Origin of the sequence: Acinetobacter sp. T_3_1, from assembly GCF_025377055.1 — a bacterium.
Taxonomy (GTDB): Bacteria; Pseudomonadota; Gammaproteobacteria; order Pseudomonadales; family Moraxellaceae; genus Acinetobacter; species Acinetobacter kookii.
Window position 1 is genome coordinate 310,069 of record NZ_JACHVD010000002.1, and the last position, 26,003, is coordinate 336,071.

Here is a 26,003-nt window from a genome sequence, read left to right on the forward strand (position 1 = left end):
TTTTTGTATCCCATCATTGCTTATCAGGACACCTACATGAACGCTGCACCGTTAAAAGCACAAATGGACTTTTCACAAGTTGATTTGGTCAGTGATTGTCTGAAAGTTTTATCCAACCCTGACCGTCTTAAAATTCTCTGTGTCTTGGTCGATGGCGAGCTGAATGTACAGCACATAGAACAACGTACGGGTATCCATCAACCTACCTTGTCACAACAGCTGACCGTATTAAGAAACAGCCAGATCGTATCGACACGACGGGAAGGCAAACAGATTTTTTATCAGTTCAGCGATACACGGGTGCTAAAAATCATGCAGACCCTATATGAAGTGTACTGCAGCCAGGATTGTGATTGACATAATTCCCCCACTTTCAGATCACTCCTGGCCAAACAGGTTTTTCAGGGATTCTAAAAGCAAAAGCCTTTAGTTGATTTGCTCATGGATTTCACTTGCTTTCTGTTTCACTGGGCGACCTTTAACGCCCCTCCACAGACCATTTGGCGTGTCTGGTCATTAAAATGTTTAGACTATTCAGCAAGATAACAAAACCGTAGTTGTGGCGACACAGCATTTGAGCGGGTGGCTAAAAAAGTATATTCAGGATTCTGCTGTCCCATAGTTGAATTCCAGGTGTTAGATATGTGAGTGTGGCAAGGATGCCACACATTCCCCATCCTTGCGCTGCGTTTTAAAGCAGTGCTTAAAACTGGCTCAGGACGTCGTGTATGGGGAATAAAGACTTTTCTTGCGAACTCAAGATATATTTTGAGTTCTCATTTTAGTCTGTCAAAAGTAGGGTTCAGCCTACACAAAGAGACTTAAAATTTTAAAGAAAAGACAAGGCTGTGAAAAAAATAAATATCAAATACTTAAATTTAAAATATCCTGATATTGATTCTGTGCTGAAATAAAATTCAAATTGTGGGACAGCAGTGTATTCAGGATTCTTTTTAGATCGGTAAATTGATTCACTAAGCTGGTTGCTCTAAGAAACTTGTTCTTCGCAAACATCTCAAATGACATCGCTAAAATCTGATTCCAAACAGACGTGTAGAGTCAAAGAGCTTATTTAAAACCACCGCCTGTTCTGCATCAGGCTCAAGCCTAAATGGATACGCTTTGTTAATCTTTATTGAAATAAATTTAATCAGCAAAGCAAAATTACTTTCTTAAATGAACAATGGTCTATCTGCCAATTTGTATAAAAATTGGCAGACTAATTCTAGATTGTTACTCTTCTAACAGGCTTCTTAACATCCAGGCTGTTTTTTCATGAACTTCAAGTCTTTGTGTGATCAGATCCGCTGTAGGCTGGTCATTAACTTCATCCACGATGGGAAAAAGGCTTCGAGCAGTGCGTGCAACAGTTTCATGTGCATTCACCAGCAGGCTGACCATTTCCTCGGCCTTAGGAACACCTTCTACTTCTTTAATTGCAGTTAATTTTACAAACTGTTTATAGGTTCCTGGCGCAGGAAATCCCAATGCCCGAATTCGCTCGGCAATAATATCCAGGGCATTCCATTGCTCCGTGTATTGAGTCATAAACATGTTATGTAAACTATTGAATTGTGGCCCAGTCACGTTCCAATGAAAGTTATGGGTCATCAAATACAAGGTATAGCTATCCGCTAGCAGTTTGGATAAGCCTTCAACAATTTTGGCACGATCACTATGAGAGATACCAATATCAATTTTCACCGCTTTAGATTCTTTTTTAGAACTCGCCATTTTTAAGACTCCTTACATTTTAATTATATATGCTATATAGACATTAAGATTTTATGATCATGACTGGCAATTCCGTGGAGCAAAGTACAGCTGTGGCGACACTTCCGAGTAGCCATTTTTTAAAACCTTTACGACCATGCGATCCCATCACAATGAGATCAGTTTTAAGCTGTTTGGTCGTTTCAACAATACTTTCTTCCGGCATTACGCTTTTTAGGACTTTTGTTTCTACCTGAACGCCCGCCGCATATGCAATTTCACTTGCCTGTTTTAATACCGCTTCTGCATTTGCATAGGCTTGGATAAAGTGTTCTTTCATTGGAGCAGATACATAATAGTAATAGAAATCTGCATCTGTAAATGGATCTTCTGAAACCAGACTAATTAAGGTCAACCTGCTATTGAAGACCTGAGCAATTTCGACCGCATGTTTTACCGCTGAGAATGAAATTTTTGAACCATCGACGGGTACTAAAATATTCTGGTATGACATCGGTGAAACTCCAAATATTAATCTTCTATTGAGTTATAAATAACATAAGGTTACTAGCACTTCAATTTAAAGCATTTGAAAATATCAGTCTTCCCAATTTCCATTAAGCTTAAAGAGTGAATAGCGTTTTAGCTGCTATTCACCTGATGATTATCCAGTCTGTTTAACTGGGCAGGACATATCCCTTTTCATTAATTAAACGTACTGCTGCATCACAAACTTCCGCATCATAAATCGTCCCTCGTCCACGTAAGATTTCTGCCAGGGCCACCTCAACCCCCAAAGCCGCACGATAAGGACGATGCGAAGCCATGGATTCAATCACGTCTGCCACGGTCAGAATACGTGCCTCAGGATGGATCTCATCCCCTTTTAATCCTTTAGGATAGCCGGTACCGTCCATCCGTTCGTGATGCTGGCCAATGATTTCAGCAATCGGAATATTGAAAGGAACATCCTTGAGAATGTCATAACCGGCCTGTGCATGGCCTTTCATCATTTCCATTTCCAGATAGGTCAGACGAGTAGGTTTGGTCAGAATCTCGGAAGGAATAGAGATTTTTCCAATGTCATGTACCAGTCCAATTTCTTCCATTTGCATGCAGCGCTTTTCATCCCAACCCATTTCTTTGGCAATGGCACTGGCAATCAAGCCGACACGGCGTTCATGTCCGCCTGTATACGGATCACGCATTTCCACCATAGTGGCGACCGCCTGCAAGGTCCCGTACATGGTGGCTTCCAGCTGTTTAACATGTTTAGCAATCTGTTCCTGTGCCTGCTTTTGCTCGGTGATATCCTGTGCCATGACAATCGCTGCAGGCAAGCCATCATCCCAAATAATGCTACGGGCATGCAAAGCAAATTCTCGTATCTGGCCATTTTTGTGCCGCGCAGGAACCGTATAGGAAAGCGTCGGATGGTCTGTTCCCAGTAATTTTCCTTCTTCCAGTTGAATTTTTTCTGCGCTGATGTCATGAAACTCCTGCAGGCTATGGCCAATTAACTCTTCGGCAGACCAGCCCAGCATTTTAGAATAACTTGGATTGACATATAAGTAGTGATGACCTCTGATCACATACATCCCGACCACGGTGTGTTCCACCATGCCACGGAAACGCTGCTCACTGTCCCTTAATGCCTGCTCGGTTTGCCGGATAGCAGTCAGATCCGTCCAGGCCAGAATCGCATCATTGCCGACAATCGCCAGCGTGCGCTGCGCAATCCGCTGACTACCGTCTTTTGCCAGCAGGGTAATTTCAGGAAACTGCACCTGTTTGCCCTGTTTCGCCAGCTGCAAGGCCGCTTGCCAGTTTTGTTGCATCAACTGTCTTTGCTCTGCATCCGGTGCCACTTTTTTCAGCCAGGCTTCCCGATTCTGAAAATCATCCAGACTGTATCCCAGCCATTTTTCATAGGCCAGATTGACTGCAAGAATACGTTCATCCTGCATGGAAATAATATGCATGGGTACAGGTGACTGTAAAAACACCTGCTGGAAACGCTGTTCCATCTGCTGTGAATAGGTTTCGGCTGTTTGACGCCGCTGCTCCGCTGCAAAACGCTCCAGCGCAAATGAAATATCTCTGGAGAGATTTTGCAGTAGCTGAATTTGCTCCTGGTCAAATTCCACCTGGCCCGTGGTATACAGCCCGACCAGTCCCCAGAAATGGCCTTGTAACAGCAATGGAGTTAATGCCGCTTGACGGATCTGCTCCTGTTTTAAATAGTGTATCCAGGTCCGGTATTCTGGAGAAACACTCTTATCAGGATCATTTACCAATGTATAGCTATAAACATCCACGTCCGGGCTGGTATTTTTCACATGCTTCAACGGAGGATTCTGATCCTGCTGTAAAACGATCTGCAAGGCTGGCAAGATATTGGCGCTAATATTATGATGGAACTGGAGCACCAGTGGACTGTCCGCCTGATCATCAGCTTTCAGCGCAATCAGAATTTTGGCAAAACCACCCAGCTTCAGCAGTACCTGCTGCAACTCGGTGAGCAACTGCTTCTGGTTCTGGCTATGCGCAATCACCCGGTTGGTTTCACTGAGCAGCTGGTACAGATAGGTTAAACGGGCGACCCGTGCCTGTGACTGTAAGCGGATATAAACATCGGTAATCTGACTGGTAATATGATCGATTAAACTCTGCTCTTCATCCAGAAAAGCGGGCATATCCGGTGCCTCAGCATACCAGATTGTTAGGCTTCCAAATTTCTGGGCATCATTGCCAAATACCGACTGCAGACAGGGCGTCTGGGCCGAAAGCTCGGTACCAAAAATGCCCCAGTCACTGTCAATTCTCAGATGAATCCTTTCCGGAGAGGAAAATCCGGAAGGAATGATTTCCATGGCTTTCTGCAACAGCTCGGTCATGCCTGTATGCGTGTTATTGCAGAGCTGGTTAATCTGGTTCAGACAACGTACTTCTTTAACCCGTTTTTGTACATCCTGCAGCAAAAGCTGGCGGTCGGTAATATCGTGCACTACCATAACCCAGACCGGTTTTTGGCCCAGGCGTTCCGCAAAAGGTGCGACATGACACTCGACCGTTTTGCGGTCCGGCAAGCTCAGCTGGGTTAAAAACTCTTGTGGTGCCTGCTGCAGTCTGGAACAGACCGGACAATCCTCGGCCTTTACGCGAGGATCATGCACCAGTTCGTGCACTGAACGTCCGGTCAATTGTGCCGCAGCAATACCGTGCAGCCGGGCTGCCGCCAGATTGACCTGCTGAATGGTCTGGCTGGAACTGACAATATAGGTCGGATCCGGAATGGTGTCATAAGTACTGGCCGCCTTGGACAGCATGCTAAAAGGCTCTTTGATGGTCGACTCGACCAGTGCCATATAAATGAACCAGTAGGAATAGACTTTCAGGATATGCCCCAGCAGATTGGCATCGGCATATACGGACACATATTGAGTAAGGGTAAATTCAGAGGCCATCATGGTCAGCATGGAAAGGCTGACCCCAAACGTCAGTTGGGTCGATAAATATTCGCGGCGGTGCCAGACCAGTATCAGCGCCAGTGTCAGCACCACAATAATCAGATATTCACTGTAAATTTTAAAAGGGGTCAGGCCCTGCCCATCAACAAAGGCCGTGGGGAAGAAACCCAGCATGACCGCAGTTACAATCCCGGCACTGAGCAGGCCAAAAAACAGATTAAGCGGGACAGGCTTGATGGCCCGTGTCAGCATGAACGGTGCGGCAAGCATGGCAAAGGCCTGCAACAGGCGGGCGCCAATCCATAATTGCGTGGCCTGGTTGGCACTGTCCACCGGGAGAATCTGCATGCCTTTGTAAAGCAAGGTATGGAACAGATCAATAAATCCACACCAACCAATGGCAATCGCAATGAAAACTACAAAATAATTTTTAGTAAAATGCCGCGATACTACAGTCACTATCAGCGCCGTAAGCGCGATAATGATGGAAATCAGTTCCGCCACGGTATGGGTAAACAGGAAGCCAAAACTTTGATTGGTCCACCAGATCAGCAAGGCAAAAATCGTCGGAGGAATGATCATCATATAAGGAGAAATAAACGACTTGAGGTCGAATACATCCGGTGAAAACAAGTCACGAGATGATTTAGGCATAAAGTTCCCCAATAAAGTTCGAAAATGGCCTTATGTCATAGCGCTGTTTAAAGTTTTGTATTGTCTGAAAATTCACATGTTTATTATAACATTAGGCCAGTGTAAATAATCCGTGAATACCTTGCATGAGAGCTGCCTACAGCTAATTTTATATATCAAATACCTCAACTCTCTCCGTCGTGTTTGCATCAGTTAGATACTTGAAATTAACGCGTGCAGTTACGTCCCTCACGCTTGGCCTGATACAGCTGCTGATCTGCCAGTTTCAGTACCTCCTCCACATCCTCAGAACTATGCGGCCAGTAAGCGATACCAATTGAAATGGTCACCCTTCCCATGTTATCCATTTCGGTGATTTCAACCGCTTTTCTTAGCCGTTCTGCCGCCTGAAAAACGGTGACCGGGTCTGAAGCAGCCACTAAAATAATAAATTCCTCTCCCCCTGAACGGCAGCAGATGTCATTATCACGAAAATGATATTTCATCAGTCTGGCCAGTCTTTGTAAAACAATATCGCCTTTGTCATGGCCATAGCTGTCATTTACCTTTTTAAAAAAATCGATATCCACTGCCAGCACCGCAAATTCGGTACGCATACGCACAAATTCTTCAAGAAACAGCTTCATCCCACGGCGATTGTATAAACCGGTCAGCGGATCGGTATTCACCGACTGATTCAGCTCATCAATTTTTTCATTAAAATTTTGAGAGCTGAGCATCAGGGAATTTTTGAACTGATCAACCTCAAAATATACGGGGGCAATTTTGTTAATTTTTTCCTGAACCTCCGGCCGACTGAGCATACTGGCCATTTTCGCCAAATGGTTTAGAGGCAGTGCAATCAAACCCGATAAACGCCAGACCACGAAGAAAATGAAAAAATAGAACAGGGTAATTCCGATGGAGACGTTGATAATAATAATGTTGGCTTGAGCAAACAGCTCGTCTATCGGCTGCTGCGATACCACAATCCAGTTCACACTGGGAATATGTGAGAAACCGACCAGACTATCTATGCCTTGGCTGTTCATCAGACGGAAAGCCCCATCCTGTTGCTGAAGCATCGAGGTTAAGCCATCGCTGACCTGGACTTTCTGGCCAATTTTTCGAGCATCGGCATGGAAAATGATGCGTTTCTGGTCATCCATCACATAGGTATAATTTTTCTTGTAACCATATTTGGATGCCAGCATTTCACTGACCAGATTCTTGCTCTGTAGATAAATCGTACCGGCGATAAAGCCCAAGTATTGCCCTTGGGCATTAAAGATCGGTTCAGAAACAATGACTATCAGTCTTTTGGTTGAAGACCAGTATGGAGAAGAAATATAAGTTTGCTTGCGTTTGATTGACTCGGTGATGCCATAAGTTTTATAAATCTGTTTAGAATCAATCTTTAAGGTGGTCGGGAAAAATGAAATGATATGCCCTTCCCCATCAGCCAGAAAAACACTGTTAAAATTTCCTGACTGGCTTTTTAGTCTTAATACTTCATTGCTCCTCAAGTTTTCATTAAAAAAGTTTTTTCCCAATACATTGGCGCTAAATCTTAAATTTTTTAAAATTTCTTCAAACTGATAGTTGGTATGCTTAGCAATCCTGGAAGAATATTCGGCATTCAAGGCCAGAGAGTTGTCGATCAGTCGCTCTTTCACGGTATAGTTAACAAAAAATAAGGCAAAGACAAACAGACAGGTTACGCTTAAAACCGTTAAAAGTAAGATTAAGCTGCGCAGATTTAAACGAGGCGCCAGTAAAACCTGTCTCAATAGGGTAATTCCAAGTTATTATTTATGATACTTATATCACAAAATAATGAAAAAACACGGTTTATTTCAACAACATCTATATGAATCAAATCACCCTGAAATGGCCGTCAATTTTCCCGACCCTATTTGTTTTACCGAGCGTTGAACCAATGCGCCTTGAATATGGTCCTGAAGGAATGTCAATGCGTGCCGAAGTATGTTCTGAGTATTCATTGCTGTTTCTGCCTGAGCTGATGATTCCGGGAAAATGTGCCTGAACATACCGTGTACCAGATTAAGGGAAATCTCGGGGTTCCTGCATTTTTAATCTCAGCACAGGCTTAGATCATTTAACCAGCAATGAACAGCGCTGATATCGAATTTTTTTATGTCATATTGCCAATTAACCCTTAGTTTTGTGATATAAATCACACGACTTATTTTCCCTAAAAGTTTGAACTTATTACAAGGTTTTTGGATTTCCATGCAAACATATATTCCTTATCAGCTGCGGGTAAAATTAAAACAAATTGATCCTGTTCTGGATAAGCATTGGCAACAACAACTACAGTCCATCCTCTCGACGACACCGCAGGCATTGCATCAGAAAATAGAAGACCAATACCTGAAAGCCAAGAATATCGCGTGGAATTACCTGACCCAGGCCTTTGAGTTTAAAGGTCATTCTGGCCTGAAAAATCTTCAGCTTGAAACGCAAAACTCCGAATTGCTGCAACTTGCGCACAGAATAAAGAGCACATTCAGCTATCTGCAAGGCTATCAGACCGACTTTCAGATTGCAGATTACCTGGAAAGTATTGTGCGTGAAATTAACCAGATTGATCTGGAACATCCAGCAGATATTCAGGCACAGCAACTGATCAAAAAAGCCTTTCTGTATGACGCCGCCCTGATTATTCGTGACTTGGATTTTACTGTTTCTGAAAATCACCGGCATTTGGATATTGAGCAGGTTCGAACTTTTATCTTTGAAATCTTCATGAAAAGTGAAATTCTGGGAAGCTGGTTTGCTCATATTTTGCCGAGTGAATATGCCGAGCAGGAACTGGCCATTTTTCAGGATTATTTTATTCAGCAACAACATGTTCGCGACTTTGAAATTATCCAAACCTTTCAATATTATTTTGTCCTGAGCAGCACTTACGACAGTTCTGTTTCTGCCTATTCAATTCGCCGTTTTTTAACCGAAGAAAACTTTGGTAAAGAAAATCGATTCTATATCAGTGGTCTGGTTCTTGACCCGCAACAGCTGGATCAAGCAGATTATTTTGCAAATTTTAAACAGCTGATGAACCGGATCATTGGTATTCAGCGCAAAATGAATCCGCATATTGTAGAACTGGTTGAATCCCTACATGAATATAATCAGCAAAATCTCATTCCAAGTTTAAAAGAAGTTTTAAATATTCAAAGTTTTTCCGTCGACCACCTGGTGAAAGAGCATCTGGAAATCTTGGAAAAAGATTTATCCTTGAATATTCTCGAACCTTTCCTAAAAGGTTTAAAAAACAGTGTGCAACATACCGACGAACTGGAATATTGCTATTTAAATATTTTAAGGTTAATCAATGAGTTTCTGCATCAACTGGAAATTTTGTCGCAGCAACCGATGCTGCAGTTTAATCAGCATGCGCGTTTGTTTAAATATCGCTTAATTGCCTATTTAAAATTACTGGAACAACGTCGTGCCCAAATCTTTGTGATCTTTCACGATGAATTTCTCTATCAGCAACAGCTACAAGCAGTTTCCGCCCCCACTCAGGAAATCAGGGAACTGCTCAATAGCGCGATGGAACAAACCCGCCAGATCCAGCAGCACATACGCCAGTTAGAGCGCGAAATGCAAAATGCCGAAAACAGCAGTTTTCTTAAACGGCTGTTTAAAAAATCTGAACATCATGAATTGAAGATCAATCAATTAAAACAGAATCTGATCGAAGTTCGAGATCATTGCTATCTTAAGATTATTGCTATTCAAAAACTGGCCGCTCAAGAGAGTGTTTATCTGGAAGCGAAGAATTTAATTCCGGTGATTGACTCTAAAGTACGACATTATGCCTTTGCCAATGGTGAAAATGGCGTAACGCGTTTACCGCTTTTGATACAGTTACCTGAAGACCGCAACAGCTTTAACATGCAGAGCATTCTCATGGCTTTAAACTATGAATTTCTGCTCTCTGCAAAGAGTTGGGGATTATCCCAAAAGGCCTAAAGGCAAGACTGCTAGACTCTCTAAAGGAAGGTAAATCAACGAGCTTGTTTAAGCGGTGATTTTGGTGCTGAAAAATTTACGGCAAGCTGGTTTTTTTGGGACAGATCCTTATACCAGGCTGATTAATTGTTTAGGGCTGATAGTAGGCAGATTTTATATGTACCCAATCTGCTCTACTTTGGGACAGGAACGAATATCTTAGGCTAGAAATACAGCAATATCTTCCGCTACCGCCCTCGCTGTACGGGAAACCCCGACCAGCGTTGCCGAAGCAGCACCGGTCCATTCCCCATAGCCCAGCAGCCATAAATTCGGCACCTGAACCGAACGGCCATTATGAACAGCAATGGTCTGGTCCTGCTGAATAATCCCAAGGCTGTTCAGATGATTCAGTGCCGCCTTAAATCCGGTACACCAGATCACTGCATCCACCTGTTGAGCAGATCCATCGTCCCAAATCACGCCATGTTCTGTAAACGCCGAAAATGGACGCTTGCTCTGTAAAACGCCTCGCTCACGCGCATCTTTGACTGAATCAATCATGACAATATCGCCCAGCCCACCAACCGGCTGCTCGATGCTTCTTCCTTCCTGCTGGGCTTTCAGGCGCTCGGTTGCCCTTAAGAACAGGACACGGCCGTCGACATCATCCGCCAGAAACTGCGGTGGTGTCTGGGTAATCCACAGCGTTTCGGCAACCAAAGATACTTCTGCCAGGATTTGTGCACCAGAATTTCCGCCGCCCACCACCATGACTTTTTTGCCCTTGAAGGGTTCGGCATTCAGATAATCTGCCGAATGCAGTTGCATACCCTGAAAATGTTCACGACCGGCATATTCGGGAATAAAGGGTTGGCTCCATGTTCCCGTGGCGCTCACCACTGCTTTGGCTTTCCAGCATCGTTCTCCGGCATAGACCTCTAAATACTGGTCCTTGTTTTCTACACGATCCACATGCACGGGACGGACCACGGGAAAGTGATAGCGCTGTTCATAAGCCGTCAAATAATCGATTACTTCGTTACGCGTCGGATAGGTCTGTTCGGTCGCCGGCATCATCCAGCCCGACAGCGAACTCCAGCTGTTCGGGGAGAAAAGACGCAAGGACTCCCAGGCATGCCGCCAGGCACCTCCGGGCTGGGACTGATCATCCAGCAGGATAAACGGAATGTTCTTGCGCTTTAAAAAATAAGCCATGGACAAACCGGCTTGTCCAGCACCAATGATGATCACTTCCGTTACAGTCTGTGTTGCGTCCAAAAGCTTTTCCCCTTGCATTTTTCTGGTGTTCTTCAGGCCGAATCCCGCTTTTGCAGCAGGTTCCAGCCTCTTTATCTTATTGATAGGACAGCATCAATCAAAACGAACTCTGTTTTACAAACTGCGCTGATTGACCCGTTTGGAGAGCTCTTCAGCAGATTCCTTGCGTTCCGAATAACGGTTGGTCAGATAAGCACTTTGTCCACGGGTCAGCAAGGTAAACTTATAAAGCTCTTCCATCACATCGACAATCCGGTCATATAAAGATGACGGTTTCATTCGCCCCTCTTCATCAAATTCCAAAAAGGCCTTGGGAATGGAAGACTGGTTCGGAATCGTGATCATGCGCATCCAGCGCCCCAGAATCCGCATCTGGTTCACGCTATTAAAAGATTGCGAGCCGCCGCTGACCTGCATCAGTGCCAGGGTTTTGCCCTGCGTGGCACGAATGGCCCCCGCCGCCAGTGGAATCCAGTCAATCTGTGCCTTAAAGATTGAACTCATCGAACCGTGCCGCTCCGGTGAACACCAGACCATGCCTTCGGACCAGGCCAGCAGTTCATGCAGTTCCTTGACTTTAGGATGTTGCAGATCGCTATCTTCAGGCAAAGGTAAACCTTTGGGATGAAAGATTTTGACCTCACAGCCAAATCGTTCCAGAATACGGCCGGCTTCCATCACCGCCAGACGGCTGTACGAGCGCTCGCGGTTCGAGCCATACAGCAATAACATCCGTGGTGGATGGTCGAGTTCTTTAGCCTGTACCTCGGCAAAGGTCGGCGTCGGTAAAAGATCAGATTCAAGATTTGGGAGGATCATCTCTGCCTCTTAAGAATTAGGGTAATATTTTTTCTTCAGCCACAAGGATACGCTGACCAGCGCAATCAGCACCGGCACTTCCACCAAAGGCCCAATAATGGTGGTAAAAGCGATGGGCGAAGCCAGACCAAAGGTAGCAATCGCGACCGCCAGGGCCAGCTCAAAGTTATTGCCCGCTGCGGTAAAAGAAATTGCGGTGGTTTTCGGGTAATCATTGCCCATCCATTTGCTCATAAAGAAGCTGACAAAGAACATCAGCACAAAATAAACCGTCAATGGAATCGCGATGCGCAGCACATCCATCGGCAAACTCAGCACATCACCGCCTTTCAAGCTAAACATGGCTACAATGGTGAACAGTAAGGCCAGTAAGCTGAGCGGGCCAATTTTCGGTAAAAACCGGGTTTGATACCAGTCCAGCCCTTTGGCTTTGACTAAAGACAGACGGGTCAGGAAGCCCATCAGGAAAGGAATGCCCAAGTAGATGAGGACGGCATTGGCAATGGTCCAGAAATCCACATTAATCACATGACCTTCTACCCCAAAAAATGGCGGCAAATAAGTCAGGAAGAACCAGGCATAACTACTAAAGAACAGAATCTGGAAAATACTGTTAAACGCCACCAGTGCCGCACCATACTGGCTATCCCCACATGCCAGACCGTTCCAGATCAGCACCATGGCAATACAGCGCGCCAAACCGATCAGGATCAGGCCGGTCATATATTCCGGATAATCGCTCAGGAATACAATTGCCAGCACAAACATCAGGACCGGGGCAATCAGCCAGTTCTGGATCAAGGACAAGGCCAGGGTTTTTTTATCCTGAAACACTTGCGGCAATGTTGCGTAGTCCACTTTCGCCAACGGCGGATACATCATCAGGATCAGGCCAATTGCAATCGGCAAATTGACCGAATTGACGCTCATGGCATCCAGCGCCGTTGATGCTTGTGGAAACACCACCCCAATCGCAACCCCCAAAGCCATGGCTACAAAGATCCACAGAGTCAGGTTACGATCTAAAAAGGACAATCCGGATTTAGACATGATCGGCTCGATTAAAGATGGGAAATTTGATTGATGCTGGCAATGAGCTCCGGACGACTCATTTTTTCGGTATCCAAGGCAAATAAGGCATCCAGGCATTTATTGATGTGATCCACCGTGGTCAGGAAGGCCTGTAATTTTTCTTCTTTGGGTAAATCCAGATGTGAAGGATCAGACAAGCCCCAGTGTGCCTTGATCGCTCCACCCAGATACAATGGACACGCTTCCTGTGCCGCCGCATCACACACGGTAATCACGACGTCTGGCTGGTACTGTTCACAGGCAGCAATGGTTTTGCTGGACAGGCCATCAGTCGATAAGCCCAGATTGTGTAAGGTTTCCAGCGTCAATGGATGTACCTGACCGGAAGGTTTGCTGCCGGCACTGTAAGCGACCCAGCCTTCAGGCGCACGACTATTGAACAAAACTTCAGACAGAATGCTGCGGCAACTGTTGCCCGTGCATAAAAACAAAAATTTCATGAAAATTTACTCGCAATGGCTCTGAATCGTTAGCGTGGTAGAATTAAATAAAACCGGAACTTCACTACGTTTCAGCACGTCCAGAATTTCAAAACACCAGGCCGGTAATTGCGGATTGATGCTGTAATACACCCACTGGCTTTGCCGGCGATCGTTGAGCAAACCGCAAGACCGTAACAAGGCCAGGTGCCGTGAAATTTTCGGTTGGCTTAACTGGAGTTTATCGGTCAGATCGCAGACACACTGCTCTTTGTTTTCTGCAATCAGCAGGACAATACTGAGACGCGTTTCATCCGATAAACATTTAAAAAACTGAACGTGGTCCATAGTTGCTCCAATTCTATTATTCAAATATACACATATCCATATATACAGTAAAGACGACCTGTCAAAAATTGTCGCCAAATCGGCATCGAGCGACCAGAAAACATTAAATTTAAAAAAATGCCCACTTTTTCCAGGCTAGAAGAAAACCTGTGACTTAAACCACCGGTTTTCTTCCTACAGCTGCAATTTTGAAACTATTTATTTTTCTCGATCAGTTCTGCTATGGCTTGCGCTTCCAGAACCTTACCACTCGAAACGATTTTATTGTCAATTATTAGCCCCGGAGTGCTTAATAGTCCTGTCTCAGCAATCTGCATCATATCCGTAACATACTCAATGTCTGCTTGCACACCGCTGCTTTTCACCGCTTCTTCAGTTGCAGCCAACAGTGCTTTACATTTACGGCAACCTGTACCTAAAACTTTAATTTGCATATTTTATTCTCCACACGTTTTATAAAAACCAGTTACCCAAAGTGTTCAGGCTATAGCCAATAATCAAGATACCCACAAAAATGATCGCAACAAACAGGCTCAATAAGCGGGTTTTGACCACTTGCTTTAACAGGATCAGAGATGGCAGGGAAAGTGCGGTGACGGCCATCATAAAGGCCAATACCGTACCTAGACCCACGCCTTTCGCCACCAAAGCTTCTGCAATCGGCAGGGTGCCAAAGATATCTGCGTACATCGGTATGCCTACGATTGTAGCAATCAGCACAGAATACCAATGCTCCTGACCAAGCAAGGCACTAATCCACTGTGCAGGAATCCAGTTATGAATCGCCGCGCCAATCCCTACGCCAATCAATACATACATCCAGACCTTGCTGAAAATTTCCACCACCTGTTCCCAGGCAAATGTACGCCGTTCTTTCGCGGTCATACTGAAATCTTCGTCTTCTCCCTGAATCGCCTGATGTTGGGTCACAAATTCCGCCACATACTTTTCCATTTTCAGGTAGCTAATCAAGGAGCCACCCAATACTGCCAGTACCAAACCAAGCAGTACATACACTATGGCGATTTTCCAGTTAAAAATACTGGCCAATAAAATAATCGAAGCCAGATCGACTAATGGAGATGAAATCAGAAATGAAAAGGTCACCCCCACAGGCAGTCCGGCACGGGTAAAACCAATAAACAGCGGAATGGAAGAACAGGAACAAAATGGCGTAATGGTGCCGAGTAAGGCCCCCATGATATTGGCTTTGATTCCGGTCATCCGGCCTAAAATCTGTCGGGTACGTTCAGGCGGAAAATAACTCTGGATATAAGACAGTGTATAAATCAGGACCGAGAGCAGAATAAAAATCTTGATGACATCATAGATAAAGAAGTGAATACTGCCACCGAGGCGGGTCGCGACCGATAGACCGAAGACATTTTCAACCAGCCAGCGCACCCCATCCGAGAGCCAGGTCATTTTAAGCAACACATCATTGAGCCAGGCAAAAATCGCAATTATGCTTTCCATTCAAAGCTCCTGGTTTGGGCGGGAAAATAGCGCCTGGAATGAAGTCAGGCCGATGGACTCATTCACAGATTTTTGAGCAGTTCACCGGCACAACATTCCCCGCACTGTCGCATCTGCAAGAGATGAAGATAGCTGATATCCGTTAAAACCGGATACGGGGAAACTGCCTACTGATGATCTAATTCTCTTATGCATCAAGGACCTATTGCATTCAGTATGTAAATTATATTGATCATCGTCAATGTTTTTTATATTGAGGAGGGCTTTATTTCAGCCGGTTGCCCTGCTCATCAATAATCACTTCACCATCTTCTTTGGCAAAGGCTTTTAATTGCGGTAAAGGCAGAATATCCAGCACCACTTCTGAGGGACGGCATAAGCGGGTTCCAAGCTCCGTCACCACCAACGGGCGGTTGATCAGAATCGGATGCTCTAACATGGCATCAAGCAGTTTCTCATCGCTCCAGCTGGCATCATCCAGGTTCAGCTCAGTATAGGGATCGACATTTTTACGCAAGACTTCACGAACCGTTAAACCGGCGTCCTGAATCATGTTGACCAGCTGCTCTTTCGAAGGTGGGTTCACCAGATATTCGATCACTTCTGGCTCAATGCCTGCATTGCGAATTAACGCCAGTGTATTCCTTGACGTGCCACAGGCCGGGTTATGATAAATCTGGACTTTGGGCATTTGATTCATGAACTTTCCCCTATAAATGAATCCTAGCTTTATATATGAATATACGGATATTCGCAATATGAAATATATGAGTTTATAGCATTCACCTGATAACCTAAGTCCACAATCATTTGATGCCGCTTTCCAGTAGAGCTGTCTCATGTCTAGAGAGTGGATCAGGTCATAGTCAGCTTTACCTCATAAATGGCAGCAGGTTTGACTCAAACCGGTTTTACCGGATACATACAGTTAATGAACTTCTGACGAGTAGCAAAAGATAACCAAAATAAAAAAACTGCCTGAGCGAAACACTCAGACAGTTTTCTATAGCAAAATCTAAGGCCAAATTAGAAATTTACAGTCCAGGACAGCTGCGCTGTACGTGGTGCCCCAAGGAATAAATAGTCATCGCCGAAGAAACTGCCCGCATCTCGCCAGTATTTCTTATTGAACAGGTTATCAATGTTAAAGCGCAGCATATTGTCATAGCCATAAGCCCGGAAGTTATAGCTTGTACCTGCATCAAATACGGTATAACCAGGTACTTTTACAGTGCCTGTTTTGTTGGCATATTTACTGCTGCTGTACTGCATGCCGGCCAATAAACGCCATCCTTCCACTTGCGGCACTTGATAAGACAGATGGCTGGCGAAGCGGACAGTAGGTACATTTTGAGTTTGATGACCCTGATACTCAGCTGTTTGTATTCCTGTGAGACGTGAACGGGTGAGCGCCAAACTGGACATCACATCTAGATGCTGACCTACGCGCCCTTGTAGACCCAGTTCCAGACCTAGATTATGCTGTTCACCATCCGAGACATAGTCACTTGCAGCATTGGTATATTGGTTGTCTTGGGTTAAATCAAACACTGCCGCGGTAAAGAGTAGCTTCTGCCACTGCTGCTTAATGCCCAATTCATACTGGGTGGAATGTAGGGGGGCTAAAGTTGCAAAAGCATTGTTGGCATACCACGGAGCCTGTCCACCGTCACTTAAACCTTTGGCATAGGAAGCATACAGATGGGTATGTTCCCCCGGCTGATACATTAAGGCCAGCTGCGGCAGGAAGCGGTTCAAATCGGTATCCCGGATGTTGTTGCCATTGGCATTATAAGCACTTTCATTGACATGCAAGAGTTTGCCACCCACCAACACGGACCATGCCTCATTGAAATCAATCTGGTCGAGTAAGTTCAAGGCCGTGTGCTGGCTATCCAATGATTTGTAATGATTGCCTAAAGTCTTATCACTTGGTGTGTAGGTAATCGGGTCACTATAAATATTTCCTGTCGATTCAAGATTATCTGTTACAGGCAGGTTGATGGCATCATGTTGTGCATGACGTTTGTAGGTCTGTGACAGTTCCAGATTAAGCTTATGTTGCCATGCGCCAGTGTTGAACTGACCATTTAATCCTGCTTTAAACTGATTGGTCAGATAGCTGTCATTCGGACTTCGGAAATCATAAATATCATAGTTACCATTTTGGTCAAAGCTATTGCCTAAACCTGAGTATTGGCAGATGCTGCTATAACAACCCCACGGGAATGCTGAATAATCATCCACCACCACACGGCTTTGCGAAGCAGCCAGATTGGCTGTCCAGTTGTCATTGAGCTGGTGAATATATTTTAAACCGGTATTCAAACTTTCATTGGTCACCGGTTGGCTCCAGCTCTGATAACCCAGCAAACGGTCCCATTCAACGCCAGTGGGTACTGTTTTACCATCCAGCAACTGATAGCCGGGTACGGAGCGCTGACGTTGGCGCTGTGATTCGATATCAAATTCCAGTTTTGAACGATCCGAGATTTTCCAGTCTAAAGCCAAAGCACCAAACACGCGCTTGCCATCGGCATGTTCCACATAAGGATGAATCTCTTCATGCGCCAAATTGACGCGATAGCCAAACTGCTGATCTTCACCTAGCCAGCCACCCAAGTCCGTTGCCACACGGTTGCCGCCATGACTGTCGGCTTCAACAGTAATTGAGCGCATGTCTTGAGGACGTTTGGTCACATAGTTCACCACACCACCCGGGGTTGCAATGCCACTTTGAAGTGCACTGATGCCTTTTAAAATTTCGACTTGCTCTTTGTTTTCAAGCGCCACATTTTGCTCACCGCGCAGCAAATGACCATTGACTAAATAGCTCGACCCCAGATTTAAGGCAAAACCGCGCATGATAAAGTTCGGATAATAGCCAATCGGGGCATAGCCATCCCCTACTGCAGCATCATTTTTAACCACATCCGTCAGGGTTTTCGCATGCTGATCGGCAATATGTTCGGCTGTGATTGTGCTGATTGATGCAGGAATTTCAGCCAGGTTTTGCTGGCTAAAACCGTATAAATTGACCTGGGGTTGGTCATAGGCCGTTTCAGCCGTCACTGTGAGCGTTGCCAGTTGTGGGATCTCATTCCCATTTGCAGCATATACCCACACCGGGCTTAAGCCTAGACATGAAAATGAACCTGCAGTGAGTAATGCTTTATGTAAATGAGAAAATGAATACGTTTTCACAGTAGTTGTCCAACCCCAAAAGATAATCTTGCAGCATGCATTTTGCGGGCATGAGTATTCACAATTTTCTCAGATTGAACAAGCATTTCTACCACATATCCGAGATTTTTTTATTATGGTTCCGATACGGCTTTTTATATCAGGATTTCTGGGTTGGGTTTATCTTCCCATTATTCAAATTTAAGCCGCGACTTGGGTGAAAGGTCTACCTCATTTTAGCTGATTGAATACCGCCATACCTGCATATACCTGAGACCTGATTTGAGAACACTGAATCGCCTCGGGCCAAGTTTGATTTTGGCCTTTTTTTCTATTGATTGTGTTTTGATTGGACCTGGCATTAAATCACAAGGACGGTATTGCTTAGCCTGTGCCTTTTATTCAAAGATAACAGGCTATTCGTTTTTTAAAGCCTGCGCTGTAAATCTAAATGATTCAGCTTACTATACTGCTGCTGCATATCATTAAATGCATCAGAAAAACCAATTAATGAAACTTCATTTACAATAGGTTTAGCACTATGAGATACATTAAACTCGGTTTTTACCTCAAAGCCACGCTTGAACTGATCTATAATCGCTTGAGCGTCACGGTATAAACCCTCACGTGCCTGCAAAACACTATTATTGTCTACTTTAAGTAGTGTAATAGAATTTTTGGCATGGTTTATGCCAACACTTAAGCTGTAAGAATCGTTCATACGCATTACCGTAATATGGTTTTTACGCATTGTGCAAATTTTAGTATTTTCACTACTCTTTACCCAGCATTGAATATCCCAGCTTGCACGCCCCAATAACCGATTTTCAGATTTTTCAAGAGAGTCATTTATATGCTGATAATCTACCTGTTGTATTAAATAGCCCAACCGATCATTCTTCATGCTTATAGTTGCAGCTCCTGCCGCATTTGCAATCGTTAAACCTAAAACTGCCCCAAAGAAAATATAAGTATTATTTAACATTAGTCTATATAAAAAGCTAAATTCAGCACACTATAGCAAGCTTTTAGCCTTTCACATCTTATACATTAATTTTATTTACTAAATTAAAAATCCATGATCCATTATTTTTATATTATCCATTGTCTTGTCAATGTATGAGATTTTAAGCTAGCGTTCAGATGAAGAGGCTATCTTTTTAATTTTAAACTTTTAAACTTTTAAACTAAAGATAACCCGAATCCTGTTTAAGCCAATGCTTCACTAACTTTGATCATTGGCTTATTTTTATGGCAGAGCTGATAAGCACACAAAGTTGCATAAATACCTGCCAAATAGCCTTCAAGGCTTCTCGCTTTAGTCGTCACTAAATGATATTGACCTTTCAGTAAACTAAATAAAGTTTCTATTTTATTCCGCTGCTTTAAATTGTATTCATCTGCTTTGGATAAACCAACAGCTTGCATGTTTTTACGATGATATGTAATTAAATCAACACCTTTGTTCTTCAACTTGGATTTCAATTCGTGACTGATGTATCCACGATCCGCATAGAGTTTTGCTTTTAATCCGTCTACCAACTGTTCAACCATTTTAATATCTGCTGTATGCCCATTGGATAAAGCTGTACGGACAATATCTCCTGGTTGATTCATGATTAAATGCAGCTTACAGCCATAGAACCAGCCCATAGAGCTCTTGCCTCTAGATGCAATTTTAGCTAAAGATTTATGTCGCTGAATGCGTTGATTTTTACATACTGGCAGTGTGGTTGAATCAACCCATAAATAAGCGTTTTGCTGATCTTTCATCAAAGCAAAATGCAAAGCATGTAATGCTAATTGATGTGATTGAATCAGATGAATCATGCGTTGGTAACAAGGTAGGCTTTTAAATAAATGACTATTATCTTGTCTTAAAGATGCAAAGAATGCTTTAAAGTTGTTGAAATGTGAACATTTATACCAAATGGCAATAAAGACGATTTCAGAAAGGCTCAATACGGATGAGCGCACTCTTAAGCGTTTTTTTCCTTGTTTTAGAAAATTCCAATAAGTTGATTCAAATTTTTGAAAGAAATCATCAATTGCTCAGAATAAAGTAATAAAATCAAACATGGTGACTAGAGTTGTGAGTTTGGTGTGGTAACTCAACTGATGGCTCTAGTCATCTTTTTTTCAAGTCAATTTCTTATCCGAGATTCGGGTTAAAGATAATACCTTATAAATATAGATTTCAGAATTTAAACCAATCAGCAAGGTTTCGTAACCGCCTTATTTCCATAAAATAAAATTTTAGAAGAGGTGATATATAAAAGATCTCTTTCATAAATCAAAAATTAAGCTACTTGTTGTTGATTATTTGTACCGTAGAATTTTTAACATTCATGCATAATTTTTAGATGAAATACATCGACTCAAAACAGCTTTCTGAAACACAGCTTAAGCGATTACGAGCATCTCATGGTCAACGTTTTATTTAATGGTTGAGCAATTGCATAAGCATGTTCTAGCTAAATGCTAGACTACCCAAATCACGCCTGGAGGATTAGATTCTGCTTTGTCTAGGATACTAGGAGCAGTCCAGTCCATTAAAACAGGAGTCACATCTATGATTTATGAAGTATCTGGAGATATTTTACTCAGTGATGCACATGCGATTGCTTACGGTGTTGCCCCCAATGATAACTTCGCTACAGGTCTTGTTTTAAGTCTGCGTGAGCACTGGCCGGCCTTGTATAAAGACTTCCGTAACTACTGCCATATTTGCAATCGACATGGGTGAATGCTGAAGGTCAACGTATCGTAAACTTGATGACACAAGAAGCAGCTTATGACAACGGTTTAAAACCAGGCAAGGCGTCTATCGAATATGTAAACCGTAGCCTAAAAAACTTAAAAGATTTAATTGAACAAGAGAAAATTGAAAGTCTGGCATTACCTCGCCTTGCCACAGAAGCTGGCAGTTTAGATGGGGAAGATGGACGCCCACTCATCTATACACACTTAGCAGATCTAGATATCCCTGTTTATATCTATACCTTGTACCCAAAAGGGGATAAACGGATGAATCATTCATATAAGTGCTAAGCTGTGGTTGCTGAAAGCTTTGTCTAGGCAAAGCTTCCTCGAATACAGTCAAAATCAGAATTTATGTAATCCTCATCGAATTTGCACAAGACGACAAGAAGAATTGAGAGGCCTAAGTTAGGCTAAAAATCACTGTTTTCATACAGATGCGCCATACGCTTCTGTTTTGTTTCTAAATACGCCTGATTAAAATGATTTAAGCCTACCGTCAAGGGAACGCGGTTAACCACATTAATGCCTAAATCGGTCAATGCCCTGATTTTAAGTGGATTATTTGTAATCAACCGGACATCTTTAATTTGTAGGTAATCCAGCATAATACTACACATGTCATACTGCCGTGCATCTGCTGGTAAGTTTAACAACAGATTGGCATCAAGCGTATCATGACCTTGATCTTGCAGTGCATATGCACGAATTTTATTGGTCAATCCTATGCCCCGACCTTCCTGACGTAGATACAAGATTACCCCTTGCCCTGCATCATTAATCATTTTCATGGTTGCATGTAATTGTGGGCCACAATCACATTTTAATGAACCAAAAGCGTCCCCTGTGAGACACTCAGAATGCATTCTGACTAATACAGGTTTTACAGGAACCGTTTCTAATCCTTGAGCAAGAGCAATATGTTCTTCACCCGTCGTTTGATCTTGAAATGCTATAATCTCAAAATTACCGAAAGCAGTCGGTAATTTAGATTTAGAAACAAATTGTATCACCACTGATTCATCCAATTAAATTTTAAGAGTCAGTAAAAACACTGTTCATCAAAAATAAAAGATTTGTCATATCTAAATTAAGATTGATTCAGTATTTTCGTATCTTCGAAATATTACATTTCGGGTTTGATCATAGTGATTTCAAAGTGAATTTTATGTGAAACCCAAAAACATCTTGTTCACATTTTTAAACCGCTCTAGACCAGCACACAAAAACCATGGATTGAATGCTTGCCTCCTGTCAGCATATCTGCTGTCAATGAGTATAACCTGTCCACTTTTGTCCGGAGCGTTTTGCAATCAGTCTAACTGATATATTCCAACACCTACTGCATCATACTTTTGGTCCCTGCTTTAACCTCACTCATCAGTCAACACAGCTGGTCAAAGTTGAATATTAAGTCGTCTAATCCCAAACCAAAATTTAAGCAGGCTTTAAATCAAGCCTGTGACCGTACACCAAGAGAGCCGAAATAAAGACTTCATATCCAACGGCATTAAAACCTCATCCCCCTTTTTGTTTGTCTGCATATTGGCAAATAGTATCCAGATCTTTATAAAGAGAATTGGCCACGATATTTGGCAGGACTTGATTGACCTTGACGAAGATTTTCTCGGGATAGCCGACCTGATAGGACTGACAGTCTTTCTGCAGGAATTGATAAAATTCCTGTGCTACAAATTCTGGTGTATCAATCTTTGTACCCAGCCGGATATTCATTTCAACCACATCAGGATTGTTCATTTCGGTATTGGTGGCCCGCGGCGAGAAATAGCGGAATTTGAGCGGAGTGTTGGTGTATTCCCGTGCCAGTGCTTCAGTCGCGCCGCGCAGAGCAAACTTACTGGCACAGTAGCTGACATAGCCCGGGTAACCAATGCTGCCAAAGGTTGAACCGATATGAATGATCTGGCTCGGCTGAGTTTTCGACATCAACGGAATGATGCCTTGGACCAATTGTAATGGATAGACCACATTGATCAGCATCATCTGTTCCATGGTGTCTTGTGACTGCTGAGAGAACAGGCTGAAATCGTTAATGCCGGCATTGTTGATATAGTAGTGAATCGGAGTATTCAGCGCGGCCAGCGCATGAATCAGCTCGTCGCGGCTGTGCTGCTCGGCCAGGTCACAGCGGATTAACTGCAGTTGCAACTGCGGATAGCGCTGTGCCAGATTATCGCGCAATTTGTGCAAAGCCTGCTCATTGCGACCGATCAGAACCAGATTCAGCCCGTTTTGTCCAAGAATATTGGCAATGGCCTGACCGATGCCACCAGTTGCGCCTAGAATAACTGCTGTTAAATTAGCCATAGATCATTTCTCTTTTTATTAAGTTTTTAATGTGAGTTCATATTGGTTTTAAAAAGCAGGATTGAGACTCAGCCCCATACAGATATACAGTTTACGTTCCTCAAGTGGCACCATTATTTCACGTCGGCCGTGCATAAAACGTTTGTTGTCGATAATCACCAGATCACCATCCTGCCAGTCAATTTCCGAGGTCTGGGCTTCACAGCGTTCGGCCAGTTCAACCAGTAAATCGGGGCTGATTTCTGAACCATCAGCAAAATAAAAACGGGGTTTTTCGTAATTATAAGAAGGTCCCAGCAATGTGTTGGCAAAGGCCGGAATCCCCTTGAGATTGTCATGACGGACCATATTCATGCTTAAATGGTATTGCACGCCTTCATCATGTGCGGGGCTAATGCGCTGTCCAGGAACCATCTGGATAAAGCGCTCCAGTTCCTGCTGTCCGACCTGCTCTGCATTTTCAATATTCAAGGCTGTAGCCACATACTGCTGCCAGATCGGCTTGGGTAAATAACGGCTGATGGTCATCGGCTCGGCAAATTTCTGCTTGAGGGAGTCTGGCAGATTTTTCCAGACTTCATGCCCATCACATAAGGTGGTCTGTGAACCGCGTGAAGCACTTTTTTCACTGAAAAAGGCGATGATGTCAGGTGGTAGCGGGGTGCTGCCATTTTCAATATGCAGCCCCATGGCCTGGGTGCCGGCATCAACTTTCTGCGACTGACGGGTGATGTTTTCGCGTGCAGGATCATAGGTCAGACGCTGGCATAAACCATTCATGAGTTCACTAAAAGATGTCACGTCATAGTGTTCATGTCTCAACAAGACCCAACCCTGTTCTATCAGACGCTGTTTGATCTGTGAATGCGTAGTACTTAAAACCTGTTGTTGTGCCATATTCATGGGTTTTGCTCTCTAATTTTGTATATTAAGTCCATATTTTAGATTTGCATGGACAAAAAAATTTCGGTTAATGTTGTGCTAAAGCAGCCTGAAAATGCAGCTGGATCTGCTGCCTGCGCAGCTTGCCGTTATCGGTCAGCATTTGGTTACTCAGGGAAAATGGCTCGGGAGCACGACACCAGTGTTTGATCTGGGCATAATCCGGCATGCGGGTGTTGGCCCGCTGAATTGCTGCTGCCAGCTGCTGGTCGGGTGTAGAATCGGCGGCATAAATCACGGCCGACAGATATGGCTGTGCCTCCCCGAAAATGGCAATCTGCTGGATTTCCGGTTCGGTGAGACTGTTGGACTCCACCCATTCCGGGGAAATATTGCGTCCAAAACTGCTGACAATGATCTGCTTGATGCGCCCGGTAATGTATAAATAGCCATCTTCATCAAAATAGCCGGCATCGCCGGTATGAATATAGGGAGTGGCTACCAAATCATTGACATAACCCAGCATGGCATTGCCTTTGACCACCACTTCGCTGTTAGCCGCAATCTCAACCTCGACATGCGGCAGAACACGACCCACACTACCAATCCGCCGTGCACCCGGCAGATTCAGACTAACCACCGAGGCACACTCGGACAGGCCATACCCCTCATAGACCGGGAGTTTTAGCTGCTGGCACTGTTGAAGCAAATTAGCAGATACTTTCCCGCCACCGACGGCAATAAATTTCAGCGTACTGAAACCTGTACTGCCGTATTTAGCGCTATATTCCGCAACAGCTTTCAACATTTGCGGCAGTAAAATCACACTTTCAATTTGATAAGTCTGTACAGCATTCACAAAACGCTGTACATCAAAAATATGATTAGAGACCAGACCAAACTGGCTCACCTCACCTACCACTACGGCGCGTCCCATGCTTAGTGCAACATAAATGCCGGCAATATTTTCCAGTAAAGTGGCAAATGGAATCAGGCACAGATGCCGTCCAAGCTGGCTGCTGGCCAGTGCCTGACTCAGTGAATGAGTAATCGACTCAATAGTGTCTTCTGCCAGACATACCCCTTTCGGCGTTCCAGTACTGCCCGAGGTATAGGTAATTTTTGCCAGCTGCCGGGATTGGCAAGGAAGTAAGCTATGGTGCGGTGTTTGAGACTGAGCTAAACGAAAAAACTGAGCATGCATATCGACAGATACAGAAACCTCATGCTTGCCTATTGCATCAACTAACTCCATTAGCCACTGCGGCGTATCCCCTGTCTTTTCACTTGCCAAGCAAAGCAGATCTGCCTGACTGTCTTGTAGCAGATGAAGAACCTGTTCTGGAGTAAAAAACAAGGGAATAGGAATTACAGTTACACCAGCTAACTGGGCAGCGAGATCAATGATAATCCAATCCACACTATTCACACCCCAGAGTGCCAGGCGTTGAATCTTTAGCTGCATTAACTCGGCATGAAGCTGTTCAAGCTGATTTTTCAGCTCGACATAGTTAAGCCTATCCCTATCAGTAACAATCGCTTCACGTCCCGGATCCTGCTGGGCATAGGCTGAAATGGCCTTAAACAAATGACTCATCATTTTAAAATTCCGTATATC

24 protein-coding genes and 1 pseudogene are annotated in these 26,003 nt (G+C 43.9%); 5 read left to right on the forward strand and 20 right to left on the reverse strand.

Going from position 1 to position 26,003, the window contains the following annotated elements; translation table 11 throughout:
* Positions 1-36 precede the first annotated feature (36 nt).
* The gene (locus H4I94_RS04075; protein WP_092819567.1) at positions 37-357 is read left to right on the forward strand and encodes an ArsR/SmtB family transcription factor; all 321 of its coding nucleotides are present in this window, start codon (positions 37-39) and stop codon (positions 355-357) included.
* Between the two features lie 641 nt (positions 358-998).
* Here the strand turns inward: H4I94_RS04075 and H4I94_RS16285 are convergent.
* The 5 genes and pseudogenes from H4I94_RS16285 to H4I94_RS04095 form a co-directional block, all read right to left on the reverse strand.
* Positions 999-1,136 (reverse strand): annotated as a pseudogene (locus H4I94_RS16285) (helix-turn-helix domain-containing protein); the annotation flags it as partial.
* 97 nt (positions 1,137-1,233) lie between these two features.
* The gene (locus H4I94_RS04080) at positions 1,234-1,734 is read right to left on the reverse strand and encodes a Dps family protein (protein ID WP_086194901.1); all 501 of its coding nucleotides are present in this window, start codon (positions 1,732-1,734) and stop codon (positions 1,234-1,236) included.
* 43 nt (positions 1,735-1,777) lie between these two features.
* Positions 1,778-2,227: a universal stress protein gene (locus H4I94_RS04085; protein WP_092819568.1), complete on the reverse strand. Its 450-nt coding sequence runs from the start codon at positions 2,225-2,227 to the stop codon at positions 1,778-1,780.
* Between the two features lie 163 nt (positions 2,228-2,390).
* Positions 2,391-5,837 (reverse strand): MASE3 domain-containing protein, encoded by a 3,447-nt coding sequence (locus tag H4I94_RS04090; protein WP_261181555.1) that lies wholly within the window; start codon positions 5,835-5,837, stop codon positions 2,391-2,393.
* A gap of 206 nt (positions 5,838-6,043) precedes the next feature.
* Positions 6,044-7,606, reverse strand: coding sequence for a sensor domain-containing diguanylate cyclase (locus H4I94_RS04095; protein WP_261181556.1), 1,563 nt, complete (start codon positions 7,604-7,606; stop codon positions 6,044-6,046).
* A gap of 80 nt (positions 7,607-7,686) precedes the next feature.
* Between H4I94_RS04095 and H4I94_RS04100 the strand changes: the two genes are divergently transcribed.
* Together H4I94_RS04100 and H4I94_RS04105 are read left to right on the forward strand one after the other, a co-directional pair.
* Positions 7,687-7,863 (forward strand): hypothetical protein, encoded by a 177-nt coding sequence (locus H4I94_RS04100; RefSeq protein WP_165493303.1) that lies wholly within the window; start codon positions 7,687-7,689, stop codon positions 7,861-7,863.
* Positions 7,864-8,069: 206 nt separating this feature from the next.
* On the forward strand, positions 8,070-9,818 hold the full coding sequence (locus H4I94_RS04105) for a hypothetical protein (protein WP_092819571.1): 1,749 nt from the start codon (positions 8,070-8,072) through the stop codon (positions 9,816-9,818).
* A gap of 198 nt (positions 9,819-10,016) precedes the next feature.
* On the opposite strand, the gene H4I94_RS04110 is transcribed toward H4I94_RS04105, so the two are convergent.
* The 11 genes from H4I94_RS04110 to H4I94_RS04160 all read right to left on the reverse strand — a co-directional run bounded on the left by H4I94_RS04110 (position 10,017) and on the right by H4I94_RS04160 (position 20,464).
* The gene (locus tag H4I94_RS04110; protein WP_261181557.1) at positions 10,017-11,096 is read right to left on the reverse strand and encodes an ArsO family NAD(P)H-dependent flavin-containing monooxygenase; all 1,080 of its coding nucleotides are present in this window, start codon (positions 11,094-11,096) and stop codon (positions 10,017-10,019) included.
* Positions 11,097-11,192: 96 nt separating this feature from the next.
* Positions 11,193-11,897 (reverse strand): arsenical resistance protein ArsH, encoded by a 705-nt coding sequence (gene arsH, locus H4I94_RS04115; protein WP_261181558.1) that lies wholly within the window; start codon positions 11,895-11,897, stop codon positions 11,193-11,195.
* A 9-nt stretch (positions 11,898-11,906) separates the two neighbouring features.
* Positions 11,907-12,947 carry an ACR3 family arsenite efflux transporter gene (gene arsB, locus H4I94_RS04120; RefSeq protein ID WP_261181559.1) on the reverse strand — a complete coding sequence of 347 codons (1,041 nt, stop codon included), beginning with the start codon at positions 12,945-12,947 and terminating at the stop codon, positions 11,907-11,909.
* A gap of 11 nt (positions 12,948-12,958) precedes the next feature.
* Entirely contained in the window at positions 12,959-13,429 is a 471-nt protein-coding gene (locus tag H4I94_RS04125) for an arsenate reductase ArsC (RefSeq protein ID WP_261181560.1), read from the reverse strand.
* A gap of 6 nt (positions 13,430-13,435) precedes the next feature.
* On the reverse strand, positions 13,436-13,756 hold the full coding sequence (locus H4I94_RS04130) for a metalloregulator ArsR/SmtB family transcription factor (RefSeq protein WP_131273805.1): 321 nt from the start codon (positions 13,754-13,756) through the stop codon (positions 13,436-13,438).
* Positions 13,757-13,950: 194 nt separating this feature from the next.
* Positions 13,951-14,190 carry a thioredoxin family protein gene (locus H4I94_RS04135; protein WP_092819577.1) on the reverse strand — a complete coding sequence of 80 codons (240 nt, stop codon included), beginning with the start codon at positions 14,188-14,190 and terminating at the stop codon, positions 13,951-13,953.
* A 19-nt stretch (positions 14,191-14,209) separates the two neighbouring features.
* Complete coding sequence (locus H4I94_RS04140; protein WP_261181562.1) at positions 14,210-15,232, reverse strand: permease; 1,023 nt, start codon at positions 15,230-15,232, stop codon at positions 14,210-14,212.
* Between the two features lie 265 nt (positions 15,233-15,497).
* Positions 15,498-15,932, reverse strand: a complete 435-nt coding sequence (arsC, locus tag H4I94_RS04145; protein ID WP_092819579.1) for an arsenate reductase (glutaredoxin) — start codon at positions 15,930-15,932, stop codon at positions 15,498-15,500.
* Positions 15,933-16,258: 326 nt separating this feature from the next.
* Complete coding sequence (locus tag H4I94_RS04150; RefSeq protein WP_261181563.1) at positions 16,259-18,436, reverse strand: TonB-dependent siderophore receptor; 2,178 nt, start codon at positions 18,434-18,436, stop codon at positions 16,259-16,261.
* Between the two features lie 406 nt (positions 18,437-18,842).
* A complete protein-coding gene (locus tag H4I94_RS04155; protein WP_261181564.1) occupies positions 18,843-19,400 on the reverse strand; it encodes a hypothetical protein in 558 nt (185 codons plus the stop codon).
* Positions 19,401-19,624: 224 nt separating this feature from the next.
* Positions 19,625-20,464, reverse strand: a complete 840-nt coding sequence (locus H4I94_RS04160) for an IS982 family transposase (protein ID WP_261181993.1) — start codon at positions 20,462-20,464, stop codon at positions 19,625-19,627.
* A 523-nt stretch (positions 20,465-20,987) separates the two neighbouring features.
* On the opposite strand from H4I94_RS04160, the gene H4I94_RS04165 reads away from it, so the two are divergent.
* Both H4I94_RS04165 and H4I94_RS04170 read left to right on the forward strand, forming a co-directional pair.
* Positions 20,988-21,161 carry a hypothetical protein gene (locus H4I94_RS04165; RefSeq protein ID WP_261181565.1) on the forward strand — a complete coding sequence of 58 codons (174 nt, stop codon included), beginning with the start codon at positions 20,988-20,990 and terminating at the stop codon, positions 21,159-21,161.
* Positions 21,143-21,466 carry a hypothetical protein gene (locus H4I94_RS04170; RefSeq protein ID WP_252152004.1) on the forward strand — a complete coding sequence of 108 codons (324 nt, stop codon included), beginning with the start codon at positions 21,143-21,145 and terminating at the stop codon, positions 21,464-21,466. The genes H4I94_RS04165 and H4I94_RS04170 overlap by 19 nt, the downstream gene beginning before the upstream one ends.
* A 122-nt stretch (positions 21,467-21,588) precedes the next feature.
* On the opposite strand, the gene ribA is transcribed toward H4I94_RS04170, so the two are convergent.
* The 4 genes from ribA to H4I94_RS04190 all read right to left on the reverse strand — a co-directional run bounded on the left by ribA (position 21,589) and on the right by H4I94_RS04190 (position 25,985).
* Positions 21,589-22,191: a GTP cyclohydrolase II gene (gene ribA / locus H4I94_RS04175; RefSeq protein WP_261181566.1), complete on the reverse strand. Its 603-nt coding sequence runs from the start codon at positions 22,189-22,191 to the stop codon at positions 21,589-21,591.
* Positions 22,192-22,693: 502 nt separating this feature from the next.
* On the reverse strand, positions 22,694-23,503 hold the full coding sequence (locus H4I94_RS04180; RefSeq protein ID WP_261181567.1) for an SDR family oxidoreductase: 810 nt from the start codon (positions 23,501-23,503) through the stop codon (positions 22,694-22,696).
* A gap of 48 nt (positions 23,504-23,551) precedes the next feature.
* The gene (locus H4I94_RS04185; protein WP_261181568.1) at positions 23,552-24,406 is read right to left on the reverse strand and encodes a TauD/TfdA family dioxygenase; all 855 of its coding nucleotides are present in this window, start codon (positions 24,404-24,406) and stop codon (positions 23,552-23,554) included.
* A 67-nt stretch (positions 24,407-24,473) separates the two neighbouring features.
* Positions 24,474-25,985, reverse strand: a complete 1,512-nt coding sequence (locus tag H4I94_RS04190; protein ID WP_261181575.1) for an AMP-binding protein — start codon at positions 25,983-25,985, stop codon at positions 24,474-24,476.
* Positions 25,986-26,003 lie beyond the last annotated feature (18 nt).

Excerpts from the sequence above, each read along its gene's own strand:
- H4I94_RS04075 (WP_092819567.1), top strand. The coding sequence starts at position 37 with ATGAACGCTGCACCGTTAAAAGCACAAATGGACTTTTCACAAGTTGAT.
- H4I94_RS04080 (WP_086194901.1), bottom strand. The coding sequence starts at position 1,734 with ATGGCGAGTTCTAAAAAAGAATCTAAAGCGGTGAAAATTGATATTGGT.
- H4I94_RS04085 (WP_092819568.1), bottom strand. The coding sequence starts at position 2,227 with ATGTCATACCAGAATATTTTAGTACCCGTCGATGGTTCAAAAATTTCA.
- H4I94_RS04090 (WP_261181555.1), bottom strand. The coding sequence starts at position 5,837 with ATGCCTAAATCATCTCGTGACTTGTTTTCACCGGATGTATTCGACCTC.
- H4I94_RS04100 (WP_165493303.1), top strand. The coding sequence starts at position 7,687 with ATGAATCAAATCACCCTGAAATGGCCGTCAATTTTCCCGACCCTATTT.
- H4I94_RS04105 (WP_092819571.1), top strand. The coding sequence starts at position 8,070 with ATGCAAACATATATTCCTTATCAGCTGCGGGTAAAATTAAAACAAATT.
- H4I94_RS04110 (WP_261181557.1), bottom strand. The coding sequence starts at position 11,096 with ATGCAAGGGGAAAAGCTTTTGGACGCAACACAGACTGTAACGGAAGTG.
- arsH (WP_261181558.1), bottom strand. The coding sequence starts at position 11,897 with ATGATCCTCCCAAATCTTGAATCTGATCTTTTACCGACGCCGACCTTT.
- arsB (WP_261181559.1), bottom strand. The coding sequence starts at position 12,947 with ATGTCTAAATCCGGATTGTCCTTTTTAGATCGTAACCTGACTCTGTGG.
- H4I94_RS04125 (WP_261181560.1), bottom strand. The coding sequence starts at position 13,429 with ATGAAATTTTTGTTTTTATGCACGGGCAACAGTTGCCGCAGCATTCTG.
- H4I94_RS04130 (WP_131273805.1), bottom strand. The coding sequence starts at position 13,756 with ATGGACCACGTTCAGTTTTTTAAATGTTTATCGGATGAAACGCGTCTC.
- H4I94_RS04135 (WP_092819577.1), bottom strand. The coding sequence starts at position 14,190 with ATGCAAATTAAAGTTTTAGGTACAGGTTGCCGTAAATGTAAAGCACTG.
- H4I94_RS04140 (WP_261181562.1), bottom strand. The coding sequence starts at position 15,232 with ATGGAAAGCATAATTGCGATTTTTGCCTGGCTCAATGATGTGTTGCTT.
- arsC (WP_092819579.1), bottom strand. The coding sequence starts at position 15,932 with ATGAATCAAATGCCCAAAGTCCAGATTTATCATAACCCGGCCTGTGGC.
- H4I94_RS04155 (WP_261181564.1), bottom strand. The coding sequence starts at position 19,400 with ATGTTAAATAATACTTATATTTTCTTTGGGGCAGTTTTAGGTTTAACG.
- H4I94_RS04165 (WP_261181565.1), top strand. The coding sequence starts at position 20,988 with ATGATTTATGAAGTATCTGGAGATATTTTACTCAGTGATGCACATGCG.
- H4I94_RS04180 (WP_261181567.1), bottom strand. The coding sequence starts at position 23,503 with ATGGCTAATTTAACAGCAGTTATTCTAGGCGCAACTGGTGGCATCGGT.
- H4I94_RS04185 (WP_261181568.1), bottom strand. The coding sequence starts at position 24,406 with ATGAATATGGCACAACAACAGGTTTTAAGTACTACGCATTCACAGATC.
- H4I94_RS04190 (WP_261181575.1), bottom strand. The coding sequence starts at position 25,985 with ATGATGAGTCATTTGTTTAAGGCCATTTCAGCCTATGCCCAGCAGGAT.